The organism is Pseudomonas sp. IT-P44 (assembly GCF_949768225.1).
Taxonomy (GTDB): domain Bacteria; phylum Pseudomonadota; class Gammaproteobacteria; order Pseudomonadales; family Pseudomonadaceae; genus Aquipseudomonas; species Aquipseudomonas migulae.
Window position 1 is genome coordinate 19,596 of sequence record NZ_CATKQM010000035.1, and the last position, 15,446, is coordinate 35,041.

The 15,446-nt window shown below is 58.6% G+C and carries 15 protein-coding genes; 14 read left to right on the plus strand and 1 reads right to left on the minus strand.

The features are described 5' to 3' along the window. Positions 1–256 precede the first annotated feature (256 nt). The 11 genes from ACM6IO_RS18205 to cyoE all read left to right on the plus strand — a co-directional run bounded on the left by ACM6IO_RS18205 (position 257) and on the right by cyoE (position 10,603). Positions 257–1,651 carry a PhoH family protein gene (locus ACM6IO_RS18205; protein ID WP_008025381.1) on the plus strand — a complete coding sequence of 465 codons (1,395 nt, stop codon included), beginning with the start codon at positions 257–259 and terminating at the stop codon, positions 1,649–1,651. Between the two features lie 239 nt (positions 1,652–1,890). Next, a complete protein-coding gene (moaC, locus tag ACM6IO_RS18210) occupies positions 1,891–2,364 on the plus strand; it encodes a cyclic pyranopterin monophosphate synthase MoaC (RefSeq protein WP_414911986.1) in 474 nt (157 codons plus the stop codon). Further along, positions 2,361–2,603: a molybdopterin converting factor subunit 1 gene (moaD, locus tag ACM6IO_RS18215; RefSeq protein WP_008025385.1), complete on the plus strand. Its 243-nt coding sequence runs from the start codon at positions 2,361–2,363 to the stop codon at positions 2,601–2,603. Before moaC ends, moaD begins: the two co-directional genes overlap by 4 nt. Before the next feature lie 3 nt (positions 2,604–2,606). Continuing rightward, positions 2,607–3,059, plus strand: coding sequence for a molybdopterin synthase catalytic subunit MoaE (moaE, locus tag ACM6IO_RS18220; RefSeq protein ID WP_414911987.1), 453 nt, complete (start codon positions 2,607–2,609; stop codon positions 3,057–3,059). Between the two features lie 324 nt (positions 3,060–3,383). Then, positions 3,384–4,160 carry an ABC transporter substrate-binding protein gene (locus tag ACM6IO_RS18225; protein WP_008044528.1) on the plus strand — a complete coding sequence of 259 codons (777 nt, stop codon included), beginning with the start codon at positions 3,384–3,386 and terminating at the stop codon, positions 4,158–4,160. Positions 4,161–4,421: 261 nt separating this feature from the next. After that, positions 4,422–4,931, plus strand: coding sequence for a disulfide bond formation protein B (locus ACM6IO_RS18230; protein ID WP_032828589.1), 510 nt, complete (start codon positions 4,422–4,424; stop codon positions 4,929–4,931). Between the two features lie 828 nt (positions 4,932–5,759). Continuing rightward, the gene (gene cyoA / locus ACM6IO_RS18235) at positions 5,760–6,704 is read left to right on the plus strand and encodes a ubiquinol oxidase subunit II (RefSeq protein ID WP_008025394.1); all 945 of its coding nucleotides are present in this window, start codon (positions 5,760–5,762) and stop codon (positions 6,702–6,704) included. A 3-nt stretch (positions 6,705–6,707) separates the two neighbouring features. Further along, entirely contained in the window at positions 6,708–8,738 is a 2,031-nt protein-coding gene (cyoB, locus tag ACM6IO_RS18240; RefSeq protein WP_008025397.1) for a cytochrome o ubiquinol oxidase subunit I, read from the plus strand. Between the two features lie 3 nt (positions 8,739–8,741). Further along, positions 8,742–9,368: a cytochrome o ubiquinol oxidase subunit III gene (locus ACM6IO_RS18245; protein WP_008044529.1), complete on the plus strand. Its 627-nt coding sequence runs from the start codon at positions 8,742–8,744 to the stop codon at positions 9,366–9,368. Then, the gene (gene cyoD, locus ACM6IO_RS18250; protein ID WP_008025399.1) at positions 9,369–9,704 is read left to right on the plus strand and encodes a cytochrome o ubiquinol oxidase subunit IV; all 336 of its coding nucleotides are present in this window, start codon (positions 9,369–9,371) and stop codon (positions 9,702–9,704) included. Positions 9,705–9,715: 11 nt separating this feature from the next. Further along, entirely contained in the window at positions 9,716–10,603 is an 888-nt protein-coding gene (gene cyoE, locus ACM6IO_RS18255; protein WP_008025400.1) for a heme o synthase, read from the plus strand. 266 nt (positions 10,604–10,869) lie between these two features. Here cyoE and ACM6IO_RS18260 read toward each other — a convergent pair whose 3' ends face one another. Beyond that, positions 10,870–12,288 carry a PLP-dependent aminotransferase family protein gene (locus ACM6IO_RS18260; protein WP_008025402.1) on the minus strand — a complete coding sequence of 473 codons (1,419 nt, stop codon included), beginning with the start codon at positions 12,286–12,288 and terminating at the stop codon, positions 10,870–10,872. A 148-nt stretch (positions 12,289–12,436) separates the two neighbouring features. Between ACM6IO_RS18260 and ACM6IO_RS18265 the strand changes: the two genes are divergently transcribed. From ACM6IO_RS18265 to ACM6IO_RS18275, 3 genes are read left to right on the plus strand one after another with little or no spacing between them, the layout of a single operon-like run. Beyond that, positions 12,437–13,537: a hypothetical protein gene (locus tag ACM6IO_RS18265; protein WP_008043746.1), complete on the plus strand. Its 1,101-nt coding sequence runs from the start codon at positions 12,437–12,439 to the stop codon at positions 13,535–13,537. Positions 13,538–13,579: 42 nt separating this feature from the next. Further along, a complete protein-coding gene (locus ACM6IO_RS18270; RefSeq protein WP_414911988.1) occupies positions 13,580–14,860 on the plus strand; it encodes a biotin carboxylase in 1,281 nt (426 codons plus the stop codon). 49 nt (positions 14,861–14,909) lie between these two features. After that, complete coding sequence (locus ACM6IO_RS18275) at positions 14,910–15,407, plus strand: RidA family protein (protein ID WP_008025407.1); 498 nt, start codon at positions 14,910–14,912, stop codon at positions 15,405–15,407. The last annotated feature ends 39 nt before the right edge of the window (positions 15,408–15,446 follow it).

Below are 15,446 nucleotides of genomic sequence, written 5' to 3' on the forward strand. Positions count from 1 at the left end.
CACATTGCCTGCAGGCCAAGGGCTATTCGTCACTCTGAAAAATAAACTTCAAAAAAGCGTCAAAGTGCTTTTTTCTGTCACATGTTTTGGAGTATTACGAAGACAGACCGCCGAAACCTGCAACACAGGTGGCGTCTCCCAAGACCCAGCTATGGATGCAGTTCACTTGAGTCCCCGCAGGTGAATTCGGCAGTCACTTCGAGGCGCAGCACCGCCAAGGTATTGCGTCGAATGGCTCCCACAAAGGTGACCGAGTATGGATGATCACGGACGTAGTTCTTCCTCCAACCAGCCAATCCTTTATGTACTCGATACCAACGTATTGATTCACGATCCAAACGCCCTGCTGAACTTCGAAGAACACCACGTCGCGATTCCGATGACCGTGCTTGAGGAGCTGGACAAGCTCAAGAGCGGGCATCACAGCGTGGCTGCGGAATGTCGTCAGGCGATTCGCCTGATCGACAAGACCCTGGGCGAAGCCAGCCCTGAAGACGTTGAGCTGGGGGTGCCGATCCAGCGTGGCAAAAGTGGGCCCAAGGGTTTGCTGTCAATTCTGATGAGCAAACGTGCCGAACCGAACATCATTCTTCCCGAGCACCTGAACGACAACATCATCATCAACCAGTTGATCGACCTGCACGCGCGCGCGCCAAAGCTGCCCGTGGTGTTGGTCACCAAAGACATCAACATGCGCCTCAAGGCCCGTGCCTGCGGGATCGCGGCCGAGGACTACAGCACTGACCAACTGGTTGACGACGTTTCGTTGCTGCCCAATGGTTATCACAACATGGACGGGTCCTTCTGGGATCGCGTGAGTAATGTCGAAACCCGCCAGGACCACGGCCGCACCTGGCACCAGGTGAAGCTGACCGACAACCTGCCGGCCGTTCACATCAACGAGTTCATCATTGACGAGCAGGGCTTTGTCGGCTGGATCAAGGAGATCGACGAAGACAAGCTGCTGATTCTCGACCTGCATCAGGAACCCCTGTTGCACCAGGAAGCCTGGGGCCTGAAACCGCGTGACATCTATCAGAGCCTGGCGCTGTACGCCTTGCTCGATCCGGATATTCACCTGGTCAACCTGTCGGGTGCGGCCGGTTCCGGCAAAACCATCCTGGCACTGGCGGCGGCGATCGAGCAGACCATGGTCAGCAAACGCTACCGCCGGATCATCGCGACGCGCAGCGTGCAGGGCCTGGACCAGGAGATCGGTTTCCTGCCCGGCACCGAAGCGGAAAAAATGGAGCCGTGGCTGGGTGCCATCACCGACAACCTCGAAGCCTTGCACATGGATGACGAAAACACCCATGGCAGCGTTGATTACATCCTCAGCAAAGTGCCGTTGCAGTTCAAATCCCTCAACTACATCCGGGGTCGCAGCTTCCAGCAGAGCCTGATTTTGATCGACGAATGCCAGAACCTCACGCCGCACCAGATGAAAACCATCATCACCCGTGCCGGCGCCGGTTCCAAAGTGGTGTGCCTGGGTAACCTGGCGCAGATCGACACTCCTTACCTGTCCGCGACCAGCTCCGGGCTGACCTACCTGACTGAACGTTTCAAGGATTTCCCCAACGGTGTGCACATCACCCTGCAAGGGGTGCCTCGTTCGATTCTGGCCGAATACGCCGAATCGCATCTGTAACCCTTCACCCAAACCGGGCGGCCCTCGCGGGTCGCCCGGTTTTTTATGCCCAACATAAATCCCCCTGTGGGAGCGGGCTTGCTCGCGAAGGCGGTGTGTCAGTCGCCATAGATAGAGACTGTTACACCGCCTTCGCGAGCAAGCCCGCTCCCACAGGGGATTTGGGCGAGCTTGCAATCAAACGTGCGGAAGATTGACCCACGGGTTTACAATCGGGGCTCTTGATCAGGAGTAACCCTGTGCTGACTCATCTCGATTCCCAAGGTCGCGCCAACATGGTCGACGTCACTGAAAAAGACGTAACGTTCCGTGAAGCCACCGCTCAAGCGCGGGTGCGCATGCTGCCCGAAACCCTGCAAATGATCGTCAGCGGCGGTCACCCCAAGGGTGATGTGTTCGCCGTGGCGCGCATCGCCGGCATTCAGGCTGCGAAAAAAACCAGCGATCTGATTCCTCTGTGCCATCCGTTGCTGCTCACCGGCGTCAAGGTCGAACTGAGTGCCGAAGGCGAGGACACCGTGCGCATCGTCGCGAGCTGCAAGTTGTCCGGGCAGACCGGTGTCGAAATGGAAGCGCTGACCGCAGCCAGTGTCGCGGCGCTGACGATTTATGACATGTGCAAGGCCGTGGATCGTGGCATGACCATCGAGAGCGTGCGTTTGCTGGAGAAACTCGGGGGCAAGAGCGGTCATTACCAGGCGGATCAGTCATGAACCTCACCGTGAAGTTTTTCGCTCGTTATAGAGAAGCACTGGGCGTTGACTCAGTGAAAGTTGAAGGTGATTTCGCCACCGTCGATGACGTTCGCGCGCTGCTGGCCAAGCGTGACGGTGCCGATGTGTTGAGCGAGCAGAACCTGATGTGCGCCCGCAACGAAGACCTCTGCCAACTCGACGAGCCGGTAAGTGATGGCGATGAAGTGGCGTTCTTTCCGACCGTGACCGGGGGCTGAACCATGGCGATTCGCGTGCAGTCCACGGCGTTCGATCCGGGGGCGGAAGTCAACGCCATGCACGCCGCCAATGTCGGCGTCGGTGCGGTGGTGAGTTTTGTCGGTTACGTGCGCGACTTCAATGACGGGCTCGACGTGGCCGGGATGTTCCTGGAGCACTATCCGGGCATGACCGAAAAGGCCCTCGGCAAGATCGCCATCGAGGCCGAACAACGCTGGCCGTTGCTCAAGCTGGAAGTGCTGCACCGCATCGGCGCCCTGGAACCGGGTGAGCCGATCGTCTTCGTCGGCGCCGCCAGCGCCCACCGCCAGGCCGCGTTCGATGCCTGCGCCTTTGTCATGGACTACCTGAAAACCCGCGCACCGTTCTGGAAAAAAGAGAACACCTGTGAAGGCGCGCGTTGGGTGGAAGGGCGTGACAGTGATCATGCGGCGGCGGATCGCTGGAAGCAGTAAGTCCTGCGGCGCCTTTGAGTACGCCTTCGCGGGCAAGTCGAATCGTCGCACCGCTCGCTCCTACAGGGATTTGTGTCATACGCATATTATGTGAACGACACAAATCCCTGTAGGAGCGAGGCTTGCCCGCGAAGAGGCCATCTGCATCACCCAATACCTTCCTGACTCACCGCCCGACCACCGGCCGGCACATCCGCGTTCCCCCCAATTGACGGTTCATACATAAAAGTCCAGTATGGAATTATAAGTACAAAAAAGGCGTGCCCCTGTTTCTGCTCTTTCTTCTGTCTTGCCAAACCAACAACAACCCGCGAGAGAACGAACATGAAGAAATTCCCCCTCATCACCGGTCTGGCCTTGAGCCTGTTGGCGTGCAGCACTCTGTTTGCCGCCGAGAAAACCCTGCGCATCGGCATCGAGGCGGCTTACCCACCGTTCGCGTCGAAAACCGACAAAGGTGAAATCGTCGGTTTCGACTACGACATCGGCAATGCCCTCTGCGCGCAGATGCAGGTCAAGTGCGTCTGGGTCGAAGGTGAGTTCGACGGTCTGATTCCTTCCCTGAAAGTGAAGAAAATCGACATGGCGCTGTCGTCCATGACCATCAACGAAGACCGCAAGAAGTCGGTGGACTTCACCCACAAGTACTACTTCACCTCATCGCGCCTGGTAATGAAGGAAGGCGCGGTGGTGGATGATCAGTACGCCAGCCTCAAAGGCAAGACCGTCGGCGTGCAACGTGCGACCACCACGGACCGTTATGCCACCGAGGTGTTTGAACCCAAGGGCATCACTGTCAAGCGTTACGGCAACAACGAAGAGATCTACATGGACCTGGCGGCCGGTCGCCTCGACGCCATTTTCGCCGACACCATCCCGCTGAATGACTTCCTGTCGATGCCGCGCGGCAAGGGTTACGCCTTCGTCGGGCCAGAGCTCAAGGATCCGAAATACGTAGGCGAGGGCGCCGGGATTGCCGTGCGCAAGGGCAACACCGAATTGGTCAGCCAACTGAACACGGCCATCGACGGTATTCGCGCCAGCGGCGAGTACCAGAAGATTTCCGAGAAGTACTTCAAGTCTGATATCTACGGCGACTGATCGAACGCTTTCGCGAGCAAGCCCGCTCCCACAGTAGATCTGCGCGAACACAAATGTTGTGTACTGCAAAAATCCCCTGTGGGAGCGGGCTTGCTCGCGAAGCTTTTGGCTTAATCAAATTCAAGAAAGTGCTGGATTTTTAATCCCTTCTTAACCGCCCTGTCGTTTATTCCCCGACATCTATTCCACACGCCCCGGGCTCTCCAAGGTCCGGGCCAGCGTGTAGACTTCCGGTCAATCGATATCTAGAAGGGAAACGCAATGAGCGAGGAAACGATGCGGTTGGGCCGTGAGCGGCGCTACCTGGTGTTGCTGGGCATCATCTGTCTGGCGCTGATTGGCGGCGCGCTGTACATGCAGATTGTGCTGGGCGAGGCGCCATGCCCGCTGTGCATCCTGCAACGTTATGCCTTGTTGCTGATCGCGATCTTCGCGTTCATCGGCGCGGCAATGCGCACCCGCCGCAGCATCACGGTGTTTGAAACCCTGGTGGTGATCTGCGCCCTGGCAGGCGTCGGCGTAGCCGGGCATCACGTCTATACCCAGTTCTATCCGGCGGTCAGCTGCGGCATCGATGTGTTGCAACCGATAGTCGATGGCCTGCCGCTGGCGAAGATCTTCCCGCTGGGCTTCCAGGTCGACGGTTTCTGCTCCACGCCGTACCCGCCGATCCTCGGTCTGTCGCTGGCACAGTGGGCGTTGATCGCCTTTGTCCTGGTGGTGGTGCTGGTGCCATTGCTCACTTCGCGCAACCGCAAGGCACTGCGCTGAGGTCATTCGCGGTATCGCTGCGCAACACATGAAAACGCCCCGGCCCTCGTTGAGAGAGCCGGGGCGTTTTGCCATTCAGGGTGCGGGTAAAAAGACCTTGATGCGCGACAAGAACGGGTGCGGCGCATGTGCGACATGTTGTCACAGCGCGAGTGTCGCAAGGCGTTTCAGCGTGTCGGATTGGTATGCGTAGACGCAATGAAAATGGCCTTCTGATTTCGCAGCAGGCTTTGGCGCTCTCAACCTGGAACAGGCAGTTTTAACAGGCCTTGGCAAATTGCCAGAGCCCTTGTCACATGGGGGCTTAGGCAGGGTAGAGGGCAGAGGCAGAGCTTTCGATACTGTCTGAACTGCGCGTGGTAGCCCTACTTATTTTGGTGTTTTTGTTGAGAATGAATTTCGATAAGATGCCGCACTTTTGCGAAAACCGTTAATGATTGTTGCTGGAATGGATAAAAATTATTTCGGGATGAGACATGGTTTATGAATCGTTACATATCTACAATCGCCCGCACTGAATTCCCGGCACTGCTCACCCTGCTTCAGGTGCTTGAGCAGCAATAGGACGTCGAGGGGCCGGATGGCTTCATGCGACTCCTCTGGTGTCGGTGCCTTCCAACTATCCGCACCAAATGGAATTGGTCTGTAACAAGGCCTTTGACCACGAATTCGAATAAGAACTCACCGCTTGCCCAGGAATTGTCGAGCAGCGTCTGACGCGCGACGGGCGGCCCTTATTCAATCCAAGAAAATGCCAACCCTTGGCAGGGTGAAGTGTTGGCGATCAAAACCCAACTGCATTGCGCAAGCTGCTTTAGAGGTCGTGAGATGAGTAAAAACAGGTACCCCAGACTACTAGGCTTATTGCCGCTGATCGGCACGTTGTTGCTGTCAGGCTGCAACATGACCTTGCTCGATCCCAAGGGCCAGGTTGGCCTGGACGAGCGAAACCTGATCATCACCGCAACGCTGCTGATGCTGTTGGTCGTGGTTCCGGTCATCGTCATGACCTTCCTGTTCGCCTGGAAATACCGCGCGTCCAACACCGACGCCGTGTACACGCCGAAGTGGTCGCACTCCACCAAGATCGAAATCGCGGTGTGGGCTGTTCCAGTGCTGATCATCATTGCCCTGGGTTATGTCACTTACAAGTCGACCCACGCACTGGACCCTTACAAGCCGCTGGTCTCCGACGTCAAGCCAATCACCATTGAAGTGGTCGCGCTGGACTGGAAGTGGATGTTCATCTATCCGGAGCAAGGCATCGCCACCGTCAACAAGATCGTGTTCCCGGCGCACACGCCGATCAACTTCAAGGTGACTTCGGACTCCGTGATGAACTCGTTCTTCATCCCGGCGCTGGGCGGCCAGATCTACGCGATGGCCGGCATGCAGACCAAACTGCACCTGATCGCCAACCAGAACGCTGAAATGGACGGTATCTCCGCCAACTACAGCGGCGCGGGTTTCACCGGCATGAAGTTCAAAGCTATCGCCACTTCCCAGGAAGATTTCGACGCCTGGGTCAGCGAAGTCAAAAAGGCACCTAAACAGCTTGAAAAAGCTGAATACGAAGCCCTTTCCAAGCCAAGCCAGAACAACCCAGTCGAGCTCTACTCCTCGGTCACGCCGAACCTGTTCCAGATCATCGTCGACAAGTACGAAGGCATGAAACCAGGCAAGCCGATGCACCACGAGAAGAAAGAGCACGAAGTGGCCGCCATGGAAGGGATGGACATGAGTTCGCATTCAGCTGCCGGGGCAGAGGAGTAAACGATGTTTGGTAAATTAAGTTGGGAAGCGGTCCCGTTCCACGAGCCGATCGTGATGGTGACCATCGCCATGATCGCGCTCGGTGGTCTGGCGCTGTTCGCTGCAATCACCTACTTCAAGAAGTGGACTTACTTGTGGACCGAGTGGCTGACGTCGGTCGACCACAAGAAAATCGGCGTGATGTACATCATCGTCGCCATGGTCATGCTGCTGCGCGGTTTTGCCGACGCCATCATGATGCGTACCCAGCTGGCCATGGCCACCGAGGGTTCCCCTGGCTACCTGCCGCCTGAACACTATGACCAGATCTTCACCGCTCACGGTGTGATCATGATCATCTTCATGGCGATGCCATTCTTCACCGGCCTGATGAACCTTGCAGTGCCGCTGCAGATCGGCGCGCGTGACGTTGCCTACCCGTTCCTGAACTCCCTGAGCTTCTGGTTGCTGGTATCCGGCGTAGTGCTGATCAACCTGTCCCTGGGCGTCGGCGAATTCGCCAAGACCGGCTGGGTTGCCTATCCACCGCTGTCGGGCCTGCAATACAGCCCTGGCGTGGGGATGGATTACTACATCTGGGCGCTACAGCTATCGGGTCTGGGTACGACGCTAACCGGGGTTAACTTCCTGGCGACCGTGCTGAAAATGCGTACCCCTGGCATGAAGCTGATGGACATGCCGATCTTCACCTGGACCTGCACCTGGGCCAACGTCCTGATCGTGGCTTCGTTCCCGATCCTGACCGCTACCCTGGCACTGCTGACGCTTGACCGTTACATGGATTTCCACATTTTCACCAATGAACTTGGTGGCAATCCGATGATGTACGTCAACCTGTTCTGGGCCTGGGGTCACCCCGAGGTTTACATCCTGATTCTGCCGGCGTTCGGGATCTTCTCCGAAGTCATCTCGACCTTCTCCGGCAAACGTCTGTTCGGCCACCACTCGATGATCTACGCCTCGGGCGCGATCTCGATCCTGGGCTTCATGGTCTGGCTGCACCACTTCTTCACCATGGGTTCGGGTGCCAGCGTCAACGCCTTCTTCGGTCTGGCGACGATGCTGATTTCGATCCCGACGGGGGTGAAGCTATTCAACTGGCTGTTCACCATCTACCAGGGCCGTCTGCGTTTCACCAGCCAGGTTCTGTGGACCCTGGGCTTCATGGTGACCTTCGCCATCGGCGGCATGACCGGCGTACTGCTGGCCATTCCGGGTGCCGACTTCGTTCTGCACAACAGCCTGTTCGTGATCGCGCACTTCCACAACGTGATCATCGGCGGCGCGGTATTCGGTTACATCGCAGGCTTCGGCTTCTACTTCCCTAAAGCGTTCGGCTTCAAGCTGCACGAAGGTTGGGGCAAGGCAGCGTTCTGGTTCTGGATCACCGGCTTCTTCGTCGCGTTCATGCCGCTCTATGTACTGGGCTTCATGGGCATGACCCGTCGTCTGAACGCCACCACCAACCCTGAGTGGGTGCCGTACCTGTACGTCGCCATGTTCGGTGCGGTGATGATTGCCGTCGGCATCGCTTGCCAGCTGATTCAGCTGTACGTCAGCGTGCGTGATCGCAACAAGCCAGAAAACATGTGCGAACACGGCGACCCGTGGAATGCACACACTCTGGAATGGTCGACCTCGTCGCCACCACCGTTCTACAACTTCGCGGTCCTGCCAAAAGCAGAAACCATCGATCCGTTCACCGAAGCCAAGGAAAACGGTACTGCGTACAAGGCTCCGGCCAAGTACGAACCGATCCACATGCCAAACAACACCGCGACCGGTGTGGTCATGGGTGCTCTGTTGACCGTGTTCGGTTTCGCGATGATCTGGCACATCTGGTGGTTGGCTGCATTCGGCCTGATCGGCACCGTGGTGTACTTCGTGATCCACGCTGCACGTGATGATCAAGGCTATATGGTGCCGGTCGACGTGATCGAGCGCATCGAAGCCGAGCAGCACAAGCGTCTGGTAGCGGCCGGGAAAGTTCCAGCCACCGCCACCCGTGTTGAAACCTCGTTGGAACAGGCTTAAACCATGTCGAACTTAGTGACCAATGCTGGACACACCCATGTCGATGGACATGGGCACGATGACCATCACCACGACTCGGGCGAGATGACCGTATTCGGTTTCTGGCTCTACCTGATGACCGACTGCATCCTGTTTGCATCGATCTTCGCGGCGTACGCGGTACTGGTTAACAACGTAGCGGGTGGCCCGTCGGGCCACGACATCTTCGAACTGCCATACGTGCTGGGCGAAACCGCTCTGCTGCTGTTCAGTTCGATCACCTACGGCTTCGCCATGCTGGCGTTGTTCAAGGGCAAGAAGAACCAGGTCCTGGGCTGGCTGGCCATGACCTTCCTGTTCGGCGCCGGCTTCATCGGCATGGAAATCAACGAGTTCCACGTGTTGATCTCCGAGGGCTTCGGTCCTAGCCGCAGCGGCTTCCTGTCCGGGTTCTTCACCCTGGTCGGCACCCACGGTCTGCACGTGACCAGCGGTCTGATCTGGATGGCGATCATGATGTACCAGGTGCAGAAAAACGGCCTGACGGCGACCAACAAGACCCGTCTGAGCTGCCTGAGCCTGTTCTGGCACTTCCTGGACGTGGTGTGGATCTGCGTATTCACCGTTGTTTATCTGATGGGGACTATGTAAATGGCTAACGCTCATTCCCACGATAGCCACGACGCCGGCCACGGCAGCGTCAAGTCCTACGCTATCGGTTTCATCCTGTCGGTCATCCTGACAGTCATTCCTTTCGGCCTGGTGATGTACCCATCGCTGCCGAAAGCCTTGACCCTGTGGATCGTACTGGCCTTCGCAGTGATCCAGGTGCTGGTGCACCTGGTGTACTTCCTCCACCTGGACCGTTCGGCCGCGCAGCGTAACAACGTGATTGCGTTTGTGTTCGCCGCGATCGTGATCGTCCTGCTGGTTGGCCTGTCGCTGTGGATCATGTTCAGCATCCACACCAACATGATGGCGCACTGAGGTAAATCCGGATGTCCTTGAAGCACTTTATCCAAATCACCAAACCGGGGATCATTTTCGGTAACGTGCTTTCAGTGGCAGGCGGATTTTTCCTGGCCTCGAAAGGGCATGTCGATCTGGCCATCTTCCTGGCCGCCATGATCGGCACGTCCCTGGTGGTGGCATCCGGTTGCGTGTTCAACAACTGCATCGACCGCGACATCGACATCAAGATGGAACGCACCAAGAACCGGGCGCTGGTGCAGGGTTTTGTTTCCCTGAAACTGGCCCTGGCCTTCGCGACCGTCCTGGGTGTTGCCGGCGTTGCGTTGCTGTACAAGGTGGCCAATCCGTTGGCTGCGCTGTTCGCCGTGATCGGCTTCGTCATCTACGTCGGCTTCTACAGCCTGTACCTCAAGCGCAAGTCGGTTCACGGCACGCTGGTGGGCAGTCTGTCGGGCGCGATGCCGCCGGTGATCGGCTATGTCGCGGTGAGCAACACCTTCGACATGGCAGCACTGACGCTGCTGGTGATGTTCAGCCTGTGGCAGATGCCGCATTCCTACGCCATCGCGATCTTCCGCTTCAACGATTACCTGGCCGCATCGATTCCGGTGCTGCCAGTGAAGCGCGGGATTCAAGTGGCCAAGAAGCACATCCTGATCTACATCCTGGCCTTCCTCGTGGCGACCTTGATGCTGACCTTCAGCGGCTATGCCGGCATGAGCTACCTCGCCGTCGCCGCGGCCATGGGCATGTACTGGTTGTACATGGCCTGGACCGGCTACAAGGCAGTGGATGACACGGTCTGGGCACGCAAGCTGTTCGTGTTCTCGATCTTCACCATTACCGCGTTGAGCGTGATGATGTCCCTGGACTTCAAAGTGCCGACCGAGCTGTTGCTGACGTACGCGCCTTAAGCGTCGGATGCTGTAAAGAAAAACCCCGCCCTTTGAGAGAAGGAGCGGGGTTTTTTATTGCCCGTATTCTGGTGGACCGAGTTGCCTGCATCGCGAGCAAGCTTGCTCCTACAATAGATCGGCGTTGCACCACATACAGACCCCTGTAGGAGCGAGGCTTGCCCGCGAAGAACGATAACGCGGTGTATAAGCCAGACCGCGTTATCGTTCTTCGCGGGCAAGTCGGGTCGCCGCACCGCTCGCTCCTACAGGACGGTGGTGGTCAGTTACTTACTTGGTGTGTCTAGCAACCGAAAGAACCGCTCCCGCACCTGAACGTTGTCACTGTGCGCCACGTTGAAACGCAGGAAGTGACTGGCATCCGGTGCTTTGCTGAGCAGCGTGCCGGGCGCGAGCACCAGGTCGATGTCCAGGCCTTTCCTCGCCAGCGTTTCGGCATGATGCCCTTCGGGCAATCGCGTCCAGATAAACAACCCTTCATGGGGCAGCGATGACACCGAGCAACCGGCTTCCATCAGCCAACTGCTCACCCGACTGCTCGCCTCGTAAAGCCGATCCACCGTGCGCCGGGTGTGTTTGGCGTAGCTGCCGTCACTGAGCATCGTGCAGATAATCTGCTCCGCCAGTTCCGACGTCATGCCACCGCAGGCCATTTTCAGGGTGACCATCCGTGCCGCCAGTTGCGGCGAAAGTACGGCATAGCTGACCCGACTGTTCGCCGTCAGGGTCTTGGAGAAACCGGAGACGTAACTGACATTGTCCAGCCCGCCCGCTGCCAGGCGCGGCGTCGTTCGTTGCTGCATGTCGCAATACAAATCGTCTTCGAGGATGTGAAAACCGTAACGGTGGCTCAGCTCCAGCAAGCGATAGACCTGCGCCGGGGAGAACGAGTGTCCGGTCGGATTGTGCAGGGTGTTATTGGTCATGTAGAGCACGGGCCGATGGACAATCAGCAATTGCTCGAAGGCGTCCAGGTCCATGCCGTCCGCGCCACGGGGGATGGTGATGACCCGGGCGCCATGCAGGGCCAGGTTGGTGTGCATGGTGAAGTAACACGGATCGTCGAGCAGCACCGTGTCGCCGGGTTTGACCAGCAGGCGCATCAGCATGTCGATGGCCTGCACGGTGTTGGCCGTGGTGATGATCTGGTCCACCGGCACTTCGATACCCAGGGTCGCCAGTTTGACCCGCAACGCTTCGCGCAGCGGCAGGTAACCGGCGGCGACGCCGTATTCGCCCATGCGCAGGGACGTTGCGCGCAGGGTACCGCGCACGGCTTTGAGCAATTCGTCCGCCGGTAGCCACGAGGACGGCAGAAAACCCGCACCGGGGCGCAGCGAGCCGTTGTCCTGCAGCACCGCGCGGCGGACCACGCTGAGGGTGTCTTGAGGTTGCAGGTCCGGGCCGGCATCGGTCTTGAGCGTGGCGCTGGAGCGGTGCACGTAATGCCCCGACCCCTGGCGTGAAACCACCAGACCCTTGGCGCGCAAGCGGTCCAGCGCATCCACCACGGTGGACTTGCCCACGTTCATCAACTCGGAAAGTTCGCGAATCGGCGGCAGCCGCGAGCCGTGAGGCAGCCCGCCCTGGCTGATCGCTACCGACAATTGATCGACAATCTGCTGGACCAGCGGCACACCCGGCTGGAACTCGATGGCGGCGATCACTGCACGCTGAACCTGCATTTTACTGGTCTCTCCGGCAGTAAAGTTCGTTTGATTCTATACGAACTTGCTCTGATGAAAACAAGCGACTCTCTCTACCATCACCTTACAGACTTTCCTGATTGTTCGCGCTGAACGCCTGAACAATCGCTGGTTCCAGAGGTGTTGCATGAGTGTTCAAACAACGGTCGCCGTCGCTAAACCGGTGATCAATATTCGCCTGTTCACGATCCGGATCATCACCGCCGTGTCGCTGTTTGCCGTGCTGGGCAAGGCCAACGTCTGGCTCGACACCGCCACCAACAGCATCCTCGCCCTCGGTTATCGGGCGTTGCTGTTGCTGCTGCCGCTGACGTTATTAGTGCTTGGCCGCCGCTCCCTGAGCGTCACGTTATTGTGCGCCGCCCTCGGGCTGGTGTTGCTGGCGGTCACCAGCAACCAGGGCATGGTGATGTTCGCCGCCGCGCTGTTCGCCTACGGCATCGCGATTGCCGGTTACCTGATCAAGAGCGAAGCCGCCCAGACCAAGGAGGGCGCGGCCTACAACCGCGTCGCCATGAACATGGGCAGTCTGGTAGCGGGGCTGATCCTGCTCTCGCCGCTGCTGACCCCGACCCTGTTTTTCCTCGGCGCGGCGGGTTTCGTCCTGCTGTGCCTGCCCATCGCCATGGGCGCGACCTTCACCTCCCAACCGGTGGTTGCCAGCCCGGTCACTCATGACGGCAGCGGCTGGCGCAACAAACTGCCATGGGTGATCGCCGGCATCATCATGGGCATCAAGCTGTTTGGCGTGTTCTCGATCCTGCCCCAGGCAATCCTGCTCGAAACCGGCGAACTGCCGGCCTGGTATGGCCTGATGCTGATCCTCAACAGCGCCGTGGTGGTCTTTGCCCAGGTGCCGGTGATGAAGCTGATCGAGCGCACCGGCCGCTTCAAAGTGGTCGCTGTCATCGGGATCATCATCGGCGGCTTCGCGGTGCTCTCGTCGCCGGGTGCATTCCACGTCGAAACCCTCGTGGGCGCGTTGATCTGGGTCGCGCTGCTGTCCATCGCCGAGTGTGCGTTCAGCTACCTCGATTACTTCTCCGTCAAACAAAACAACATGTTCGTCAAGGAAGTGTCCCTGGGTGTCGGTGCCGGCCTGACGGTGCTGATCATGCGGGTCATGCCGCCGCCCTATAGCGCCCTGGTACTGGCTGCCATCGGCGCGGGAGGCATCCTCGCCTGGTACTGGCTCAACCGTAGATCCAACGCGTCGCTGCACGACTGAGTCACCGCGTTTGCGTTTTTTACTCCACAGGTCGGAGGCTTCATGAATACGACGTCATGCGTAGTGGTGGTCGGGTACAACGGCAATCGGGTTCACGACATCCAGAAACTGCGCGAACTCTGCAAAACGCTCTACAACGCCCGGTTGATCCTGCTGGTCGAGAAGATTCAGCCCGATGACGACCAGGTGGCCGATCACGTCTGCAGCACGTCGCTGGCGCCGGAAGACGTCACCGAATCCCTGGAACTGGTGGCGGGTTGCTTGAGTGCCGATCACTGGAAACTGATCGGCGTGCTGCCGTTTTCCGACCGTGGCGTGCTGCTCGGCGCGGCGCTGGCGAGTCATTACGGCTTGCCCGGCATCACCCCGGCCGAGGCGCGTGCGGGGTTGGACAAACAAATCTTTCGCAAGCTGGAAGCGGCGGCCGAGCGTTCGCCGGAAGATTATCGTCCGGTGTTTTCCGTGCGCATCGAAACCCTCGCCGAGCTGCGTCAGCGGGTCGTCGAGCTGGGCGGCAAAGCCTTCATCAAACCGGCCTGCGAAGGCGCAAGCAGGGGCTGCCGGGTCATCCATCATCCGTCCGAATGCGACGAGGCGTGGCAGGCACTCAAGCCGTATCGCGAGGGCGGCATCGTCCTTGAAGAACTGATTCAGAACGCCCGGGAATACAGCTGGGATTACGTTGCGGGCAGCACGTGGGTCACGGAGAAAACCACCACCGAAGGCGCCTATCGCGCAGAAATCCAGCAAGTGGTGCCGGCACCGCTGGCGGCAGACGTGCAAGCCCGACTGGCGGCTGCCGGTCGGCACATGTCCGGGTTGGTCTCGCAGGTTAACGGCGCGTACCACAACGAGGTGTTCCTGCGCAGCGACGGCCTGACGTCGGCGGTGGAAACCAACATGCGCCCCGGCGGCATGCACATCTGGGATCTGGCCCGCCTGGCGTTCGTCGATTTCGATCCATGGGAGCGCTGGGTCAGGTGGGCGGTGGAAGGCAAGACCGACCCGCGCGATCCCGTCGCTCGGGGCTATTGCGGCATCCGCCTAGTCCGGGCGCCGGCCGGCGGACTGCTGCGCTACGTGCCGGACATCGAGTCCCTGGCCCGGGACCTGAACATCGAGCTGGTAGAAGCCGTTTACACCAAACGCCTCAGTGATTCGGTCACCGCACTGGTGAAGGACAACACTTCGTTTATCGGCCACATCGTGTTGTTCAGCGAAGACTACGCACAGCTCAGCGACAACCTGCTGCGCCTGGCTGACGCGATCGAATCACGTGTCGAGGTCACAAGCCTGGCGGCCCCGGCGAGAGCCGCGGGTTAAGTCTCCCGGACCTGCGTTTTGGTATTTTTGAGTTGAGAGGATTGTTTCAATGATCGAGCAAAAAATGACCTGTGATGAGCGCTTTATAGCCCTGGCGAAAGAGCTGGACTATGACATCTACGGCGAAAACACCGCGGGTGGTCATTACGCGCCGCTGATTCGGCATCACGATGAGCTCTATCTCAGCGGCCTGGTACCGCGCATGACCGGCGAAATCCGCTACCCCGGCAGGGTAGGGCTGGAGCTCAGCCTGGCCGATGCACAAGCAGCCGCCAGTATCAGCGCCATGCGCGGGCTGGCCTTGATCGTTGATGCCATCGGCTCGCTGGACAAAATAAAGTCGCTGATACGTATCACGGTTTACGTGAAGTCCACGGCGGACTTTGTTGACCTCAGCGAAGTTGCCAACGGTGCATCGGATGTCTTCAGTCATGTGCTGGGCGATGCGGGCAAACATACTCGAACCACTGTCGGCGTTTATCAGTTACCGAAAAATGCCGCCGTAGAAGTTGACATGATTGTGGCGCTTCGACCTTCGGTTTTGTGAGTGTTAGTGCAGTGGCTTTACAGTGATCAATTGTTCGCC